The sequence below is a fragment of the Streptomyces sp. L2 genome, assembly GCF_004124325.1.
In the GTDB taxonomy this organism is placed as follows: Bacteria; Actinomycetota; Actinomycetes; order Streptomycetales; family Streptomycetaceae; genus Streptomyces.
Genome location: NZ_QBDT01000001.1, coordinates 3,535,388 through 3,552,627, shown reverse-complemented (window position 1 = coordinate 3,552,627; position 17,240 = coordinate 3,535,388). Strand labels below are relative to the sequence as shown.

Annotated in this window: 16 protein-coding genes; 10 read left to right on the top strand and 6 right to left on the bottom strand. The window is 72.6% G+C overall.

Annotation, left to right across the window (positions count from 1 at the left end; translation table 11 throughout):
- Positions 1–259 precede the first annotated feature (259 nt).
- Positions 260–1,009 carry an SLATT domain-containing protein gene (locus DBP14_RS15405; RefSeq protein WP_129307768.1) on the bottom strand — a complete coding sequence of 250 codons (750 nt, stop codon included), beginning with the start codon at positions 1,007–1,009 and terminating at the stop codon, positions 260–262.
- A gap of 245 nt (positions 1,010–1,254) precedes the next feature.
- Here DBP14_RS15405 and DBP14_RS15400 point away from each other — a divergent pair, with 245 nt between their 5' ends.
- The 3 genes from DBP14_RS15400 to DBP14_RS15390 are packed head-to-tail and all read left to right on the top strand — an operon-like array spanning position 1,255 to position 2,912.
- Complete coding sequence (locus DBP14_RS15400; RefSeq protein WP_129307767.1) at positions 1,255–1,599, top strand: YbaB/EbfC family nucleoid-associated protein; 345 nt, start codon at positions 1,255–1,257, stop codon at positions 1,597–1,599.
- A gap of 49 nt (positions 1,600–1,648) precedes the next feature.
- Positions 1,649–2,248, top strand: coding sequence for a recombination mediator RecR (recR, locus tag DBP14_RS15395; RefSeq protein WP_129307766.1), 600 nt, complete (start codon positions 1,649–1,651; stop codon positions 2,246–2,248).
- Complete coding sequence (locus DBP14_RS15390; RefSeq protein WP_129307765.1) at positions 2,241–2,912, top strand: DUF5063 domain-containing protein; 672 nt, start codon at positions 2,241–2,243, stop codon at positions 2,910–2,912. Before recR ends, DBP14_RS15390 begins: the two co-directional genes overlap by 8 nt.
- Before the next feature lie 17 nt (positions 2,913–2,929).
- Here DBP14_RS15390 and DBP14_RS36050 read toward each other — a convergent pair whose 3' ends face one another.
- Positions 2,930–3,238 carry a hypothetical protein gene (locus DBP14_RS36050; protein WP_164992208.1) on the bottom strand — a complete coding sequence of 103 codons (309 nt, stop codon included), beginning with the start codon at positions 3,236–3,238 and terminating at the stop codon, positions 2,930–2,932.
- Between the two features lie 262 nt (positions 3,239–3,500).
- On the opposite strand from DBP14_RS36050, the gene DBP14_RS15380 reads away from it, so the two are divergent.
- The 4 genes from DBP14_RS15380 (at position 3,501) to DBP14_RS15365 (ending at position 8,184) form a co-directional block, all read left to right on the top strand.
- Positions 3,501–4,778, top strand: a complete 1,278-nt coding sequence (locus DBP14_RS15380; RefSeq protein WP_129307763.1) for an aspartate kinase — start codon at positions 3,501–3,503, stop codon at positions 4,776–4,778.
- Positions 4,775–5,830: an aspartate-semialdehyde dehydrogenase gene (locus tag DBP14_RS15375; protein WP_129307762.1), complete on the top strand. Its 1,056-nt coding sequence runs from the start codon at positions 4,775–4,777 to the stop codon at positions 5,828–5,830. The genes DBP14_RS15380 and DBP14_RS15375 overlap by 4 nt, the downstream gene beginning before the upstream one ends.
- Positions 5,831–6,398: 568 nt before the next feature.
- Entirely contained in the window at positions 6,399–6,977 is a 579-nt protein-coding gene (locus tag DBP14_RS15370; RefSeq protein ID WP_129311887.1) for a SigE family RNA polymerase sigma factor, read from the top strand.
- Between the two features lie 148 nt (positions 6,978–7,125).
- Positions 7,126–8,184 (top strand): hypothetical protein, encoded by a 1,059-nt coding sequence (locus tag DBP14_RS15365; protein WP_129307761.1) that lies wholly within the window; start codon positions 7,126–7,128, stop codon positions 8,182–8,184.
- A gap of 57 nt (positions 8,185–8,241) precedes the next feature.
- Here DBP14_RS15365 and DBP14_RS15360 read toward each other — a convergent pair whose 3' ends face one another.
- Together DBP14_RS15360 and DBP14_RS15355 are read right to left on the bottom strand one after the other, a co-directional pair.
- Positions 8,242–9,060: an SURF1 family protein gene (locus tag DBP14_RS15360; protein WP_129307760.1), complete on the bottom strand. Its 819-nt coding sequence runs from the start codon at positions 9,058–9,060 to the stop codon at positions 8,242–8,244.
- Positions 9,061–9,102: 42 nt separating this feature from the next.
- Positions 9,103–10,026 (bottom strand): class I SAM-dependent methyltransferase, encoded by a 924-nt coding sequence (locus tag DBP14_RS15355; protein ID WP_129307759.1) that lies wholly within the window; start codon positions 10,024–10,026, stop codon positions 9,103–9,105.
- Between the two features lie 170 nt (positions 10,027–10,196).
- Between DBP14_RS15355 and DBP14_RS15350 the strand changes: the two genes are divergently transcribed.
- Entirely contained in the window at positions 10,197–11,972 is a 1,776-nt protein-coding gene (locus tag DBP14_RS15350) for a prolyl oligopeptidase family serine peptidase (protein ID WP_129311886.1), read from the top strand.
- Positions 11,973–12,370: 398 nt separating this feature from the next.
- On the opposite strand, the gene DBP14_RS15345 is transcribed toward DBP14_RS15350, so the two are convergent.
- A complete protein-coding gene (locus DBP14_RS15345) occupies positions 12,371–14,239 on the bottom strand; it encodes an NAD-binding protein (RefSeq protein WP_129311885.1) in 1,869 nt (622 codons plus the stop codon).
- A gap of 245 nt (positions 14,240–14,484) precedes the next feature.
- On the opposite strand from DBP14_RS15345, the gene DBP14_RS15340 reads away from it, so the two are divergent.
- Together DBP14_RS15340 and DBP14_RS15335 are read left to right on the top strand one after the other, a co-directional pair.
- Positions 14,485–15,426, top strand: coding sequence for a permease (locus tag DBP14_RS15340; protein ID WP_241741239.1), 942 nt, complete (start codon positions 14,485–14,487; stop codon positions 15,424–15,426).
- Complete coding sequence (locus DBP14_RS15335) at positions 15,423–16,196, top strand: TIGR03943 family protein (RefSeq protein ID WP_129307757.1); 774 nt, start codon at positions 15,423–15,425, stop codon at positions 16,194–16,196. Before DBP14_RS15340 ends, DBP14_RS15335 begins: the two co-directional genes overlap by 4 nt.
- A gap of 28 nt (positions 16,197–16,224) precedes the next feature.
- Here DBP14_RS15335 and DBP14_RS15330 read toward each other — a convergent pair whose 3' ends face one another.
- Positions 16,225–17,124: a phosphorothioated DNA-binding restriction endonuclease gene (locus DBP14_RS15330; protein ID WP_129307756.1), complete on the bottom strand. Its 900-nt coding sequence runs from the start codon at positions 17,122–17,124 to the stop codon at positions 16,225–16,227.
- Positions 17,125–17,240 lie beyond the last annotated feature (116 nt).

The following is a 17,240-nucleotide window of genomic DNA, read 5'->3' as shown; positions in this document are numbered from 1 at the left end:
CGCCCACCCGGCAGCGGCCCCAATACGACCCAGCTGCGGGCATGCGTGCCGCTAGGGGCGGCACGGGTGGGCGCAGCGGCACCCGGCGAGCGCCGGGGAGTGGACCCCACCCCCTCCGGCGGGCGGCACCCGGGGAGCGCCGGGGAGTGGACCCCACCCCCTCCGGCGGGCGGTGCCCGGGGAGCGCCGGTGAGTGGGCCCTCCTGCGGGCGGTGCCCGGTGGGTGCCGGGGAGGGGAGCCGGGCCCGGGTCCGTGGGCCTACCTCGGTTCTGGGGGGCGTTGGCGGGGCATGTTGGGGCGGGTGCCGTTGGTGGGGGGGAGGGGGTAGCGGCCGGGGCCGGACCCGGGGTCCGGGCGGGCGGCCGGGGACATGGACGCCTGGAGGCCCAGTGGCGCGGAGCCCGTGCGGAACTCCACCATCCAGTCGGCCGTCTCCGTCCGCACCAACTCGCTCACATCCTCCGAGAACCTCCGCAGCACCCCCAGACACCGCTCCGCCGCCTCACTCGCCGTCCCCTCCGCAGGACCCAGCACCTCCCGCACACTCTCCGACGCCCAGTCGAACTGCAGCACCTGCAACCGCCGCTGCACCGCCTGCGCCGTCGCCAGGTCCCTTATCCACCCGGACGTCACCCCGAAGAACCGGTCCACCCCCACGCACGCCACCGCGAGCAGCAGCGCCAGGTACCCCCAGGGGGCCACCCCGCCCACCACCCCGGTCAGATCCAGCAGCGGCAGCGCCGCCCCGCACACCGCCCCCGCCGCCGCCCCGCCCCGCAGCACCCGCGCGCCCCGCCGCTTCCACACCCGGTCCGCGAGGTACCACGCGGCGGTCTGCAGCGCCCCGCGCTCCACCCACCGGTACATCTCGTCGAGCCGCCGCGCCGGCTCGCCCCAGTCGCCGAGCGGCAGGCACCGCCCGGTCAGATCGCCCGGCCGCAGCCCGGCCGCCCCCTCACCCGGCCCGTCCTGCGGCGGACCCTCGGGCTGCATCTCCGGATGACCCACCCGGCACTCCCTCCGAACGACCGGTCACGTCGCGTGACAATCCCTGCACCATCCCTGCCGACACGCGGCACCCTTCCTACCGCCCAATGGGTGGCTCAGAGGCTCCTTTCCCGGCTTTTCCGCCCGGAAGTGGGCCTTGATCAGGTATAGGACTGCCCCCTCTCTCACTCGAAAGAGTGGCGGAGCGATGGCCGCGTGGACCACGTAGGCTCGTGCACAAGGAGTAGGACGAAGAGGAGCTGATCGTGATCCCCGGTGGTGGCCAGCCCAACATGCAGCAGTTGCTCCAGCAGGCCCAGAAGATGCAGCAGGATCTGGCCCGCGCCCAGGAGGAACTGGCGAACACGGAGGTCGACGGGCAGGCGGGCGGCGGTCTGGTGAAGGCCACCGTGACCGGCTCCGGCGAACTGCGCGCGCTGTCGATCGACCCGAAGGCGGTGGACCCGGAGGACACCGAGACCCTCGCCGACCTGATCGTGGCCGCCGTGCACGCGGCGAACGAGAACGCGCAGACGCTCCAGCAGCAGAAGCTCGGCCCGCTCGCACAGGGACTCGGCGGCGGCAGCGGCATTCCCGGTCTGCCGTTCTGACGCCGGGCCAACTACGGTACGTACCGACAGCTGAAGGAAGGGCGGTCCGGTGTACGAAGGCGTGGTCCAGGACCTCATCGACGAGTTGGGGCGGTTGCCCGGCGTCGGTCCCAAGAGCGCGCAGCGGATCGCCTTCCACGTCCTCCAAGCCGAGCCGACGGACGTCAAGCGGCTCGCGCAGGCGCTCCTGGAAGTGAAGGCGAAGGTCCGCTTCTGCGCGACCTGCGGCAACGTGGCGCAGCAGGAGCTGTGCAACATCTGCCGTGACCCGCGTCGCGACCCCGCGGTCATCTGCGTCGTGGAGGAGCCGAAGGACGTCGTCGCGATCGAGCGCACCCGCGAGTTCCGCGGCAAGTACCACGTCCTCGGCGGCGCGATCAGCCCGATCGAGGGTGTGGGACCCGACGACCTGCGTATACGGGAACTTCTCACGCGGTTGGCCGACGGGACGGTCACGGAGCTGATCCTGGCCACCGACCCGAACCTGGAGGGCGAGGCCACGGCGACGTACCTCGCCCGCATGATCAAACCCATGGGCCTGAAGGTCACCCGCCTGGCCAGCGGCCTCCCGGTGGGTGGCGACCTGGAATACGCGGACGAGGTCACCCTCGGACGTGCCTTCGAGGGGAGACGACTCCTAGATGTCTGACGCCACGCTGCACGCCACAGCGCAGAACCCGGACGACTTCGCGGTCCAGATCGCGGACCAGATCGAGAGTTTCCTGGTGGCGGTCACCGAGGTGGCGAAGGGCGACGAGCCCGACTCCGCCGTGCCCTTCCTGCTGCTGGAGGTCTCCCAGCTGCTGCTGGCCGGCGGCCGGCTGGGCGCCCACGAGGACATCGTCCCCGACGAGCGCTACGAGCCCGACCTGGGCCCGGAGGGCGACGCCGACACGCTGCGCGAGAACCTCGCCCGGCTGCTGGAGCCGATCGACGTCTACTCCGAGGTGTTCGACCCGTACGAGCCCCGTACGGCCCCGGTGCCGGCCCGTATCTCGGACGACCTCGCGGACGTCATCACCGACCTGCGCCACGGCATGGCCCACTACCGCGCGGGCCGCACCACCGAGGCCCTGTGGTGGTGGCAGTTCTCGTACTTCTCCAACTGGGGCGGCACGGCGTCCGCCACCCTGCGCGCCCTGCAGTCGCTGGTGGCCCACGTGCGCCTCAACCAGCCCCTGGAGGAGCTGGACGGCCTCGACACCGACCAGGCCATGGGCGACGAGACCCTGGAGTTCGAGGCCGGCCGGGTCATGGCGGAGGAGATCGGCGGCCCCCTCGGAATGCGCCCGGCGAAGTCCGAGTCGAAGTAGGGTGCGCCCGCCCCGCCTCAGTCACCGACCTTGAGCCACACCACGATGCCGACGGCGATGACGACGACCATCAGCGCCTTGCCGTAGAAGAAGGCGAGCGTGCTGCCGCTGATCGCCAGCCACATGCGCTGGCTGTGCCGCAGGCCGGGGATCCAGGACGCGGCCACCATGCCCAGCGGCATGAACACGCCCAGACTGAGGGGTGCGGGAAGAGGTGTCGTCAGCTGCCCCACCACGGCGAGCAGGAGGGCGACCGGCGTCCACACGGCCGGTACCACCCACCACGGGCGGGTGACGGCGGGCAGGGGAGACGGCGTCGTATGCATGCCCCCACTCCATCCCGCCGCCCCCGGCGCCCGGCACCGTACGCGTACTCATCCCGCCCGCCCCGCTACTCATGCACGCCTCGGCACTCCGCACCGCACTCCTTCCCGCGCTGTGACGCGGCGCACTTTGTGAGTGCTCCGGGCCGCGCTGGGCATGTGCCGGAAGCGGGCGTGCCGATGTCTCACCATGCGGGAGCAGGACGGTGAAATTCGGGCGCTCGATAGACTGAGCCGACACAAACGAACCGAGCGAGGAGCGCACGTGGGCCTTGTCGTGCAGAAGTACGGAGGCTCCTCCGTAGCCGATGCCGAGGGCATCAAGCGCGTCGCCAAGCGGATCGTGGAAGCCAAGAAGAACGGCAACCAGGTGGTTGTCGTGGTCTCCGCGATGGGCGACACGACGGACGAGCTGATCGATCTCGCCGAGCAGGTATCCCCGATGCCTGCCGGACGTGAGTTCGACATGCTGCTGACCGCCGGAGAGCGGATCTCCATGGCCCTGCTGGCGATGGCGATCAAAAACCTGGGGCACGAGGCCCAGTCGTTCACCGGCAGCCAGGCAGGCGTGATCACCGACTCGGTCCACAACAAAGCCCGGATCATCGACGTCACGCCGGGCCGGATCCGGACCGCGCTGGACGAGGGCAACATCGCGATCGTCGCCGGTTTCCAGGGCGTCAGCGCCGACAAGAAGGACATCACCACGCTGGGCCGTGGCGGTTCCGACACCACGGCCGTGGCACTGGCCGCCGCGCTCGACGCCGAGGTCTGCGAGATCTACACCGACGTGGACGGCGTGTTCACCGCCGACCCGCGCGTGGTGAAGAAGGCGAAGAAGATCGACTGGATCTCCTTCGAGGACATGCTGGAGCTGGCCGCGTCCGGTTCCAAGGTGCTGCTCCACCGCTGTGTGGAGTACGCCCGCCGCTACAACATCCCGATCCACGTCCGGTCGTCCTTCAGCGGACTGCAGGGCACGTGGGTCAGCAGTGAACCGATCGAGCAAGGGGACAAGAAGGTGGAGCAGGCCATCATCTCCGGTGTCGCGCACGACACCTCCGAGGCCAAGATCACGGTCGTCGGTGTCCCCGACAAGCCGGGCGAGGCCGCCTCGATCTTCCGGACCATCGCCGACGCCCAGATCAACATCGACATGGTCGTGCAGAACGTGTCCGCCGCCTCCACCGGGCTGACCGACATCTCCTTCACCCTGCCGAAGACCGAGGGCCGCAAGGCGATCGACGCGCTGGAGAGGAACCGCCCCGGCATCGGCTTCGACTCGCTGCGCTACGACGACCAGATCGGCAAGATCTCCCTGGTCGGCGCCGGTATGAAGACCAACCCGGGCGTCACGGCCGACTTCTTCACGGCGCTGTCCGACGCGGGCGTCAACATCGAGCTGATCTCGACCTCCGAGATCCGTATCTCGGTCGTCACCCGCAAGGACGACGTGCCGGAGGCCGTGCGCGCCGTGCACTCCGCCTTCGGGCTGGACTCCGACACCGACGAGGCCGTCGTCTACGGAGGCACCGGCCGATGAAGCCACGTCCGACGCTCGCGGTCGTGGGAGCGACCGGAGCCGTCGGCGCGGTCATGCTCCGGATCCTGTCCCAGCGGGCGGACATCTGGGGCGAGATCCGTCTGATCGCCTCCCCGCGCTCGGCCGGCCGCAAGCTGGCCGTGCGCGGCGAGGAGGTCGAGGTCGTGGCCCTGAGCGAAGAGGCGTTCGACGGGGTCGACGTCGCGATGTTCGACGTGCCCGACGAGGTCGCCGCCCAGTGGGCGCCGGTCGCCGTCGCGCGCGGCGCGGTCGTCGTCGACAACTCCGGGGCCTTCCGGATGGACCCGGACGTGCCCCTGGTGGTACCCGAGGTCAACGCGCACACCGCCCGGGTCCGCCCGCGCGGGATCATCGCCAACCCGAACTGCACGACCCTGACCATGATCGTCGCCCTGGGCGCGCTGCACGCCGAGTTCGGGCTGCGCGAGCTGGTGGTGTCGTCGTACCAGGCGGTCAGCGGGGCCGGGCGGGCCGGCGTGGACGCGCTGCGCGCCCAGCTGTCCCTGGTGGCCGGCACGGAACTGGGGACCAGCCCCGGTGACGTACGGCGGGCCGTGGGGGACAACACCGGGCCGTTCCCGGAGCCGGTCGCGCTGAACGTCGTCCCGTGGGCCGGGTCGCTCCGGGAGGACGGCTGGTCCTCGGAGGAGATGAAGGTCCGGGACGAGTCCCGCAAGATCCTCGGGCTGCCGAAGCTGCCGGTCGCCGTGACCTGCGTCCGGGTGCCGGTGGTCACCACGCACTCCCTGACCGTGCACGCCCGCTTCCAGGGTGAGGTCAGCGTCGACGGCGCCCGCGAGATCATCGCCACCGCGCCCGGCGTGGTGCTGTGCGACGACCCGGCCGCCGGGGAGTTCCCCACGCCGGCCGACGTGGTCGGCACCGATCCGACGTGGGTCGGGCGGGTCCGGCGGGCCCTGGACGACCCGACCGCGCTCGAACTGTTCGTCTGCGGCGACAACCTCCGCAAGGGTGCCGCGCTCAACACCGCGCAGATCGCGGAACTGGTGGCCGCCGAAGCGACGGCGTGACGCGGTCACGAGTCGTCGCCGCGACGCGGTCACGAGTCGTCGCCGCGACGCGGTCACGAGTCGTCGCCGCGATGGGGCGCCGGGGTCGTCGGCGCGATGGGGCGCCGGGGTCGTCGGCGCGACGGGGCGCCGGGGTCGTCGGCGTGACGAGACGAACAGTCATTCCCACGTAAGGGCTTTGTAGGATCACCGTAAGAAAATGTGCCGGAGCTGTGGTCCATACCACTTGAACCACACGTCCCGGCGACAGACGATTTTCTCCCCGCCTTCCGCAACCACGCGCAGGGCGGGGAGCGTCTTTGCGGTCACCCTTGCGGGGCGTGGCACGTGAAGACCGATGCGTGGGGACGCGATGGACGGGCGTGGGGACGCCCGGTCATCCGGGACATAGGGGATGAGCGGGACGCATGACGGGATCTGAGGCGTCGTCGGCTGTCGCACATGTGATGCCCGGCACGTACAACCCTGACGGGGGCAGACGTGTCCAACAGGCGTGGCAGAGGTACTCGAACTCAACTCGGCCCTGCGGCCGCCCCGCGCGGCGCTCGGGGCGCGTCTCGCCGGCGGCATGCCGGTGATCGCGCCCATGCCCGCGACGCGGCCGACCCGCATACCCAGCCAGCGTGACGGCGCGGAGGAGGCGGTGGCCGCCGGCACGACCGTCGACCACCTCACCGAGACCTACCGGGCGCACTACCGCTCGCTCCTCGGCCTCGCGGCGCTCCTCCTCGACGACACCGCCTCCTGCGAGGACGTCGTCCAGGAAGCCTTCATCCGCGTCCACTCGGCCCGCAAACGCGTCCGGGACCCGGAGAAGACCCTGGCCTATCTCCGGCAGACGGTCGTCAACCTCTCCCGCTCCGCCCTGCGCCGGCGCATCCTCGGCCTGAAGCTGCTCGCCAAGCCGATGCCCGACATGGCGAGCGCGGAGGAGGGCGCCTACGACCAGCTGGAGCGCCGCGACCTCATCAAGGCGATGAAGGGTCTGCAGCGCCGCCAGCGCGAGGTGCTGGTGCTGCGCTACTTCGCGGACATGACCGAGGCCCAGGTCGCCGAGACCCTGGGGATATCCCTGGGTTCGGTGAAGGCGTACGGCTCGCGCGGCATCGCCGCCCTGCGGGTGGCCATGGAGGCGGCGTCGGCATGAGCGCGAACACCAGTCGCAGCACCACCTCTCGTACGACCGCCACGAACCGACGCGCCCGCACGAACGCCCGTATGGACGCCGGTACAAGCGCCGGTACAAGCGCTTGTACGGGCACACGCACACGCCACCGCACGCTGGGAACGGAACTGTGAACCACGGCCCCGACGCCAAGGGCCCCGAGGAGCCCGGCCGAGAGCTGTCCCCGGACGAGCTGGCCCTGCGCCGGATGCTGCACTCGGCGGTCGACGACGTCGAACCGCAGGACGGCACGCTGGAGCACCTGCGCCGCGCGGTCCCGGCCCGCCGTGCCCGCAAGCGGCAGGCCTTCGTCGGCATGGCGGCCGCCGTGCTGTTCGTCGGCACCGCGATCCCCGCCCTGATCCACGTCTCCAACGCGGGCGGCACCGACCCCAACACGGCCATGGCCGGCCAGTCCTCCCAGGCGCAGGGCGGCACCGACCAGGGCAAGTACCCCGACGGCGGCACCGGCGACCAGCGCGATCCGGGCGGCCAGTCGGCCGGGCCCGGCAAGCACACCGGCAAGACCCCCCAACCGGACACGACCGGCGACGGCAGCACCGCCGCGGGCAGCGGCACCGACCCGCACGCCGGGACGATCGCCCCGACCGTCCCGGCGTGCACGTCGGCCCAGCTGGGCTCCGCCACCGCGAGCGCCGACGCCCCCGACTCCACGGGCGTCGTCTACGGCACCTTCCGCGTCGCCAACGTCTCCGCCACCGCCTGCACCGTGGACGGCCCCGGCACGGTCGCCGTGACCGCGCAGGGCGCCGCCGACCAGACCAAGCTCAGCACCGTCCGGCACGTGGCCGGGGACCCGGCGGCCGCCCTGCCCGACCCCAGCCTGGAGGTCGCCGCCCTGGTGCTGCAGCCCGGCTCCGCGTACGAGGAGAAGTTCGCCTTCGTGCCCTCCGAGACCTGCCCCGCCCCCGGCGACGGCACGGCCGGCGGCAGCACGGGCGGCCCCTCGCCCCAGCCGTCCCCCAGCCAGGGCGCCGGCACGAGCGGCGCCACGGACACGGGCGGTACGACCGGCACCTCGACCCAGCTCTACGGCGAGGACGGCACAGCCGACGGCAGCATCACCGTCTCCCACACCCCGGGGGCCGGCTCACCGGCGACGTCCGCACCGGTGCCGGACGCCTGCGCCGGGACGGTGTACTACACCGGGGTGCTGGCGGGGACGTAGGGCCGGGCGCGCGGGACGTAGGGCCGTGGGCGGGGACGTAGGGCCGGGCGCAGGACCTCAGAGCGCCGCCTGCTCCGTCTCCGCGTTCTTCTCCGGGGCCCGCCCCGCCTCTTCCGTCTCCGGGACCAGGCCGAGCGCCGCGTCCCGGGCGAACTCCACCTCGCGGCGCAGCAGCCGGAACCACATGAAGACCACGAAGCCCGCGAAGACGAACCACTCACCCGTGTAGCCGAGGTTCTGGAACGCCTTCAGGTCGAGCCCGGTGTTGCTGGGCGCGGTCGCGGGCACGGCCTTCATGCCGGAGTCCGCGTGCTTCAGGGTGATCCAGGCGTCGTACACCTTGTACGGCACCAGGTTGACCAGGGACGCCGAGCTGATCGCGGCCGTTTGACCGGCGGGCAGTCCGCCCTGTGAGCTGACCCCGTTGTCACCCGGTGTCTCGGAGGCCTGGAGGGCGCCGGTGACGGTGACCTCGCCGGTGGGCGGGGCGGGGGCCTTCGCCGCGTCGGGCGTGCCCGGCAGCCAGCCCCGTACGACGGGCAGGGCCCGGCCGGAGCCGGTGCGCAGCAGCGTCATCACGTAGTAGCCGGTCTTGTCGTCGAGCTGCCGGCCGGGCACCAGGAACTGCTTGTCGTAGTGGCCGGTCGCGGTGGCCAGGCGGCCCGAGGTGCTCTTGTCGACGGGCAGCAGACCGTCCAGCGGGCGGGCCGCCTCGCGCCGGTCGGAGGAGACCTGCTCGGTCGCGGCGCGCTGGTCCTGGACCCGCCCCTCGAACCGGCTCAGCTGCCACGATCCCATGAAGACGCAGAACGGGATGGCGAGCAGCACGAAGACGTTGATGCCCCACCAGCGGGGAGTCAGCAGAAACCGGTACACGCGTCAACGGTACGGCGCCCGCCCCGGTTCCCCGCCCGCGGGTCACCCCTTGCTCGCCCTGAGCGAGTAGATCAGCGGAATGCGGGGGTGGCCGTCGGGGAAGCGGTGGTAGCCGTCGCGGATCTCGAAGTTCTCGAAGCGCGGGAACAGGGACACGTCGTGCTCGTGCAGGAAGTCGACGCGCAGTCCGGTCGCGGCGAGCGCGGAGACCACGTCGCCGAGCGGGTGCTGCCACTCCACCGTGCGGTTGTTCACGGTGACGGCGGCCTCGTCGGCGTAGGTGCCGGGCTCGTCCCACACCTGGCCGTCCCGGGCGAAGTAGTCGCGCACGATCTGCGTGCCGGTGGCGTCGTCCAGGGCTTCGGTGATCGGGTGGAACTCGGCGAGGTAGAGGAAGCCGCCGGGGGCGACCAAGGAGGCGGCCGTCTCCGCCCAGCGGCGGATGTCGGGCAGCCAGCACAGGGCGCCGAGTCCGGTGTAGACGATGTCGTACGACGGCTCGGGCACGGCCCCGGGCGCGTCGTACACGTCGCTGGTGACGAAGGCGGCCCGGTCGGAGCCGTACCCGAGGTCGGCGGCGAGCGCGCGGGCCGCCTCGACGGCGGGGGCGGAGAAGTCCAGGCCGACGACGCGGGCGGCGCCGCGGTGCGCCCAGGAGAGGGTGTCGGTGCCGATGTGGCACTGCAGGTGCAGCAGCGACTTGCCGGTGACGTCCCCGACCTCGGCCGTCTCGAAGTCGCGGAGCACGTCGGGGTGCGCGCGGAAGCCGTCGAGGTCGTAGAAGGGGCCGGCGACGTGGAGGGGGACGCGCTCGTCCCAGTTGGCCCGGTTGTCCTCGCGCCAGCCGTCGGGGACGGAAGGCAGGGGAGTGACCGGCGGAGTGACCGGTGGGGCTGCGGGGGCGGAGGGGGCTGAAGCGGCTGACGGGGTTCCTGGAGCGGTCGGATGTGCGGCCTCTGTGGACATGATCGCAAAGTTATCCACAGGCTGCGGACAGCGGCCAGCGAATTGTGGGTGCGGCCAGGCAGTATGGGCGCATGACGGGTGCCATGAGTGAGAGCAGGACGCCGGGCGGTTCGCAGGTGCAGAAGTCGCCGGAGACAGGGGACGTGCCGGAGACACGGGACGTGCCGGAGATGCCGGACTGGGAGAAGCGCTTCCGCGCGCCGCGGGTGTCGCTGCCGGAGTGGGCGGAGGACGCGCCGGACCGCTCCCTGTTCGTCTCGAACGCGACGGGGACGTACGAGCTGTACGCGTGGGACCGGGCGACGGGCGCGCAGCGCCAGGCGACGGACCGGCCGAACGGGACGACGGACGGCGTGCTCTCCCCTGACGGCGCCTGGATCTGGTGGTTCGACGACAAGGACGGCGACGAGTTCGGCATCTGGCGCCGCCAGCCCTTCGGCGGCGGCGCGGACGACCCGGCCGTGCCCGGCCTCGCGCCCTCCTACCCGGCGGGCCTCGCCCTGTCCCGTGACGGCCGCACGGCGGTGGTCGGCCGCTCGACGGACGAGGACGGTACGACGATCCACCTCGCGCGGGACGGCGAGGAGATCGTGGAGATCTACCGCCACCGCGAGTCGGCGAACGTCGGCGACCTCTCCCACGACGGCTCCCTGCTGGTCATCGAGCACACCGAGCACGGTGACGCGATGCACGCGGCGCTGCGCGTGATGCGCCCGGACGGGACACGGGTCGCCGAGCTGGACGACACCGAGGGCGGCACGGTCGAGCTGGGCCTGGAGGTGCTGGGCTTCGCCCCGGTCGACGGCGACACCCGGCTGCTCATCGGGCACCAGCGGCGGGGCCGCTGGGAGCCGCTGGTGTGGGACGTGGCGACGGGGGAGCAGACCGACCTCGCCCTGGACCTGCCCGGCGACGTGAGCGCGGAGTGGTGCCCGGACGGCGCCTCACTGCTGGTCGCGCACAGTTACGAGGCCCGCAGCGAGCTGTACCGCTACGACCTGGCGAGCGCGGAACTGGCCCGGGTGCCGACCCCGCCCGGCTCGGTCTCGGGGGCGACGGCCCGGCCGGACGGCAGCGTGGAGTACCTGTGGTCGTCGGCCGCCGAGCCGCCGGCGGTCCGCTCGACCGCGGGCGGCGTGGTCCTGGACCCGCCCGGGATGGCGTGCCCGCCGTCGGTGGCCGTGGAGGACGTGTGGGTGGACGGCCCCGGAGGCCGCATCCACGCCCTCGTCCAGCGCCCGGCCGGCGCGACCGGTCCCCTCCCCACCGTCTTCGACCTGCACGGCGGCCCGACCTGGCACGACAGCGACTCGTTCGCGGCGGGCCCGGCGGCCTGGGTGGACCACGGGTACGCGGTGGTCCGGGTGAACTACCGCGGCTCCACGGGGTACGGCCGGGCCTGGACCGACGCGCTCAAGCACCGGGTCGGCCTGATCGAGCTGGAGGACGTGGCCGCGGTCCGCGAGTGGGCGGTCGCCTCCGGCCTCGCCGACCCCGCCCGCCTGGTCCTCACCGGCGGCTCCTGGGGCGGCTACCTCACCCTGCTCGGCATCGGCGTCCAGCCCGAGGCGTGGGCGGTGGGCGTGGCGGTCGTCCCGGTCGCGGACTACGTCACGGCGTACCACGACGAGATGGAGTCCCTGAAGGCGATGGACCGCACACTGCTGGGCGGCACCCCCGAGGAGGTCCCCGACCGCTTCGAGGCGTCCTCCCCGCTGACCTACGTCGACCAGGTCAAGGCCCCCGTCTACATCTCCGCCGGCGTCAACGACCCCCGCTGCCCCATCCGCCAGATCGACAACTACGTCAAACGCCTCGAAGCCCGCGGCGCCACCCACGAGGTCTACCGCTACGACGCCGGCCACGGCTCCCTGGTCGTCGACGAACGAATCAAACAGGTAACCCTGGAACTGTCCTTCACACAGAGAGCCCTGTCGACGCTGTAAAGCTCCGACGCCCCCTGCCAACGGCCCAACCGGCACACCCCCAGGCCAACAGCCCACCCCGGCCACCCGCGAACGACGGCGCGCCGCACCCCACAAGGGCTGCGGCACACCGCGCGCCCCACCCCCCGGGGCACCCGCCCGTCCGAGCGTGCCCCTGAGCATCAGTAATCCGCCGAAGCGCGCCCCCGCCCCCGGGGCGTCCGCCGGTTTTGGCGTGCCTTCCCGCAGCGGCGATCCGTCGTAGCGCGCCCCCCCAACCCACCCAAGCGAGCCGCCCGCCTGAGCTCCCACCCGCCGCAGAGAACGCGTGCGCCTCGGCCCGAGGCGGCAACTTTTCAGCCAAGTGAGTCGGGTGGGTGGGTGGGCCAAGGGGGGGCAGGGGGCGGAGCCCCCGGGGGTCAGCGGAGGCTGGCGAGGCCTCGTCGAGTCGCGGCGACGACAACCCTGTCACCGGCCCGGAGAACATAGTCCCGGCCGACCTCAGCCCGCCCCTCCAACGCCAGCACCCTCCACGCCCCGGCCCGGAACGCCTCCCCCAACGCCCGCCCCTCCAACTCCACATGCCCACCCACGTCCACCGCGGCGAACACCAACACCCTCCGCTCGACCGGAATCGCCCCCAGCACCTGCCGCCCCAGCATCGCCCCCGCGAACCCCGGTGCGGCCAAGTGCGACACACTCCGGCTCCGCGTCTGAGCCAGCGGATGCGCGGCCCGCAGAGTCCGGTACACCGCCGTGGCGAAGTCGTCGTCGTACAGCCGTAGCACCACCCGAAGATCCGGCCGCACGGACCGCGCGTACAGCACGGCCTCCAGATTCGTCGTGTCGGAACTCGTCACCGACAGCAGCGCATGCGCCCGGTGGATCTTCGCCGCCTCCAGCACCCCTTCCTGCGTCACATCCCCCAGCACCACCGGCACCCGCAGCCGCCGAGCCGTGGCCAGCCCCCGCGCCTCCGGGTCGGACTCCACGCACACCACGGGAATGTGCAGTTCCCGCAGCCGGGTCAGCACCCGCGTGCCGATCTTCCCCAGCCCGAGCAGCACCACGTGCCCGCCCAGCCCACGCGGGGGCTTCCGCAGCGCGGACGCCGTACGGAAGGTGCCCAGCCCCTCCAGGACGGCCGCCAGCAGCACCGGCAGCAACAGCAACCCGACCAGCCCGGACAGGAGTTGCAGGATCTGCCGCCCCAGGGACGCCCCGATCGCCGGATCGTCGATGGCGAACAGATCGAGCAGCGTCAGATAGAACGCCCTCAGCGGATGAATTCCGGTCACCACCGACAAGGCGACGCCGAGCGCGACGACGCACCCCACCAGCCCGGCCAGCGACCACCGCAGCCGGGGCGAGAACAGCGAACCCAGCGGCGGTACCGCGGCCCCCACCCCGCGCCCGGCGGCGGCCCCCGAGACCGACCCGTCCGAGGAGGTCACCTGCTCCAGCACCACGGAGCCCCGCGCCCCGGCCCGCCGTACCTCCTCGTCGTCCGGCAGCAGTCGCGGCCCGTGCTCCCCGCTGCCCTCGGACCCGTCCGCCCCGGCGGGATCGGTACTGGTCGCCGACAGCAACGCCAGCGTGCACAGCCCCGGTTCGGCGGGCCGCCCGGTCCCGGCCGGCAGCCGCTCCACGGCCCGCAGCAACAGCCCCTCGGTCTGTACGACCTTGCTGGTACCGGCGACAGCGGTCGCGGCCAGCGCGGGGGCGGCCGTATCGGCGTCGGACAGCACGGTCGTAGAAGCGGCGTCCGGTCGAGGCGACCCCCCGTCACTCCCGTCCCCGGCGGCCAACGCAGCCGTATGATCGAGAAGTTGCTCGATATGCTGCCCCAACCGCCGGTTGTAGAGCCGTAACACGAGTCGGACGCACGGATTGAGCCGGCGTGCGGTCAGGGCGGCCCGGATGTTGGTCTCGTCGTCCTCGTACACGAGCGCGAGCGCGGCGGCCCGCTCCACACCGGCCTCGGCGAACACGGCCTCGGTCAGTTCAGCGGCCTCCACCACGCGCTCGGCATCGGCCCGTTGAGCCGTTCCACCACCATGGCCCACCCCCGCGGAACCGTTCCCGCTCCCGTTCCCCGCCCCGCGCCCGACGGCGGCACTGACCACCCGGTCGAACAAGGCTACGGAAGCGGCACGCGCCCGGCCGACGACCGGCGTGCCCACCGTGCGCTCGTGCGGCGGTACGACGAGGACGACCTGCTCGCCGTACACTCCGCGCAACTCGGCGGCCAGCCGGTGCGCGAGCCCGTCGTCGCCGCACACCACCATGTGCGACGACGGATCACCGGGCGCAGCTTGAAAGGGAACGCTTGCCACGAGGGAAAAGACTGCCCCAAGAACCCGTCCGGTTCCAGAAACGCCTGAACACGGCGGCAGTGACCCGCGTACCGAGAGCGAGGGAGCACACAGCCGGAGGGACACCAGTGGCCACAACCGAACACACCACAACCACACCCCTCAAGGCGCCCCCTGCCGCTTCCACCCCCGCTCCACACCCTGACCGCCCCCGCCGCCTGACCTCCCCCCTGGTCCTCACCCTCACCCTCCTCCTCGCGGTCCTCGCCCAGTCCCCCCTGCGCGGAGCCCTCGGCACTCCCGTGATGCAGACCTGGATGACGGTGTTCGTGGCCGTGACCGTCCAGGCGCTGCCCTTCCTGGTGCTGGGAGTGCTGCTCTCGGCGGGGATCGCGGTGTTCGTCCCGCCCTCCTTCTTCGCCCGCGCCCTGCCCGCCCGCCCCGCGCTGGCCGTACCGGTGGCCGGGCTGGCGGGCGCGGTGCTGCCGGGCTGCGAGTGCGCGTCGGTGCCCGTGGCCGGCGCGCTGGTCCGCCGGGGCGTCACCCCGGCCGCCGCCCTGGCCTTCCTCCTGTCCGCGCCCGCGATCAACCCGATCGTGCTGACCGCGACGGCGGTCGCCTTCCCCCGGAACCCGGAGATGGTCCTGGCCCGCTTCCTCGGCAGCCTGCTGGTGGCGTGCGCGATGGGCTGGCTGTGGCAGCGGCTGGGCCGCACGGACTGGCTACGACTGCCCGCGCACGCCCCGCACGAGGGCGCGACGAAGGGGGAGACGTTCTGGAACTCGGTGCGCCACGACACCGTGCACGCGGGCGGCTTCCTGGTGCTCGGCGCGATGGCCGCGGCCACGCTGAAGGCGGCGACCCCGGCGACCTGGCTGCGTACGGCGGCGGACACCCCGGTGCTGTCGATCCTGGCCCTGGCCGTCCTCGCCGTACTGCTCTCGATCTGCTCGGAGGCGGACGCGTTCGTGGCGGCCTCCCTCACCCAGTTCTCCCTGACGGCCAAGCTGGTGTTCCTGGTGGTGGGCCCGATGATCGACCTCAAGCTGTTCGCGATGCAGGCCGGCACTTTCGGCCGCGGTTTCGCACTGCGTTTCGCCCCGGCGACGTTCGCCCTGGCCGTGGCGGGCGGCATCGTCACCGCAGCGGTGCTGCTGTGAACCGCCCGGCACAGGCGGCGACCCTGTTCCTGCTCGGCGCGGCCCTCCTCCACGCGGGCCTGACCGACCTCTACCTCCGCTACGTCAAAGCGGGTCTACGCCCGCTGCTGCTGGCGTCGGGAGCGGTCCTGATCGTGGCCGCACTGGCGACGGCCTGGTACGACCGACGCCACAACCGCCCCACCCCCGCGAACCAGGCCCCGCCCACCCCCACGCGCCCCGACCACGCCGGGCACCTCGACCACCCCGACCACGCCCACCCCGAGCCCCGCATCTCCTGGCTCCTGGTCCTCCCTGTCCTCGCCCTGATCCTCATCGCGCCGCCCGCCCTCGGCTCCTACAGCGCCCTGCGCACCGGCACGGCCCTCCAGAAACCGTTCGGCTACACCGCCCTGCCACCTGGCGACACCCCTCTCCCCCTCAGCCTCGTCGACTACGCGGGCCGGGCCGCCTACGACCACGGCCGCTCCCTGCACCACCGCCCCGTCCGCGTCACCGGCTTCCTCGCCCTGGACCGCAAGGGCGCCCCCTACCTGGTCCGCATGGCCCTCAACTGCTGCGCGGCGGACGCCCGCCCCGTGAAGATCGCCCTGACCGGCAAGCTCCCGCCGGTCCTCCGCCCCGACGCCTGGCTGGAGGTGACCGGCACCTACACCCCGCTCCGGACGCGCGACCCGGTGAACAACGGCCTCATCCCGTACCTGAAGGTCACCTCGGCCCACCCGGTCCCGGTACCGCACGACCCGTACGACGAGACCTGGAACACCTGAGCCGGAGCCTTGAGCCCTGGGCCCACGGTCAGACGGGGGCGGCGGCGGTCCGGGGCGCACCGCGGAAGACCTGGCCGGCGTGCCAGGACCGGTGGGCCGCCGCGACCGGCGCGATGCCGGGCTGCGGCCCGATCAGCGGCCGCCCCGCGAGCGCGGTGACGTGGGCGCGAGCGGCCGCACTCCGCCCGACGAACCGCTGCGAGACGAGGACCCGGTGGCCCTCACCTATCCCGAGGACACCCTTGTCGAAGAGCTTGTGGTGCAGCGAGCACAGGCACACCCCGTTGTCGACGTCGTCCGGCCCGTCGAAGGCCCACCACCGCACGTGCGCGGCCTCCAGCCCGACGGGCCCGGAGTCGAGCATGCCGTCGTAGCCGCAGAAGGCGCACTGGTACTCGTAGGCGGTCAGCACCAGCTCCCGCATCCGCCGGTCCCGCTGCCGCCGTGCGGGTGTGCCCGGCGCACCGGCCTCCGCCGACTCCAGTTCCAGTCCCACCGCCTCGCACAGGTCCGGGTGCAGGGAGGGCGGGAAGTGCAGGTCCAGCAGCACCCGGGCGATACGGCCCAGCAGTGACGGCTCCCGCAGCAGCGCCGCCCGCAGGTCGGGGGCCAGCCGCCCGGTGGCCCCGGACGCCCGCAGCAGCCGTACGCCCGTGCCGGGACTGCCCGGCCCCTGGTCGGTCCGGACCTCCCACACGCCGTCGCTCACCAGATGATGGAAGGGATAGGCGGGCGTCGTCGGCCTCACCGGCCCGTACTCCGCGAGGAGTTGCCGCAGCTCACTCTCCACCGCGCTGTAGACCAGCCGCCCTTCGGCATCCTCCTGGAACCGGCCCAGCGCGTAGAGCAGCAGCAGGGGCTTGTGCGGCGCCCGTACCCCGTCCCGGCTCCACTGCCGTAGCTTCGCCGCACGCTCGACCCAGTCCATGACGGCTGATCGTAAACCCACCCTCGCGAAGGCCCCGGCGTGTTCGCCCGACCGCCGAACCGGACCCTGCACCAAGCTGTACCAGCCCCCTCCCGGCCCCCGAAGGGATCAACTCC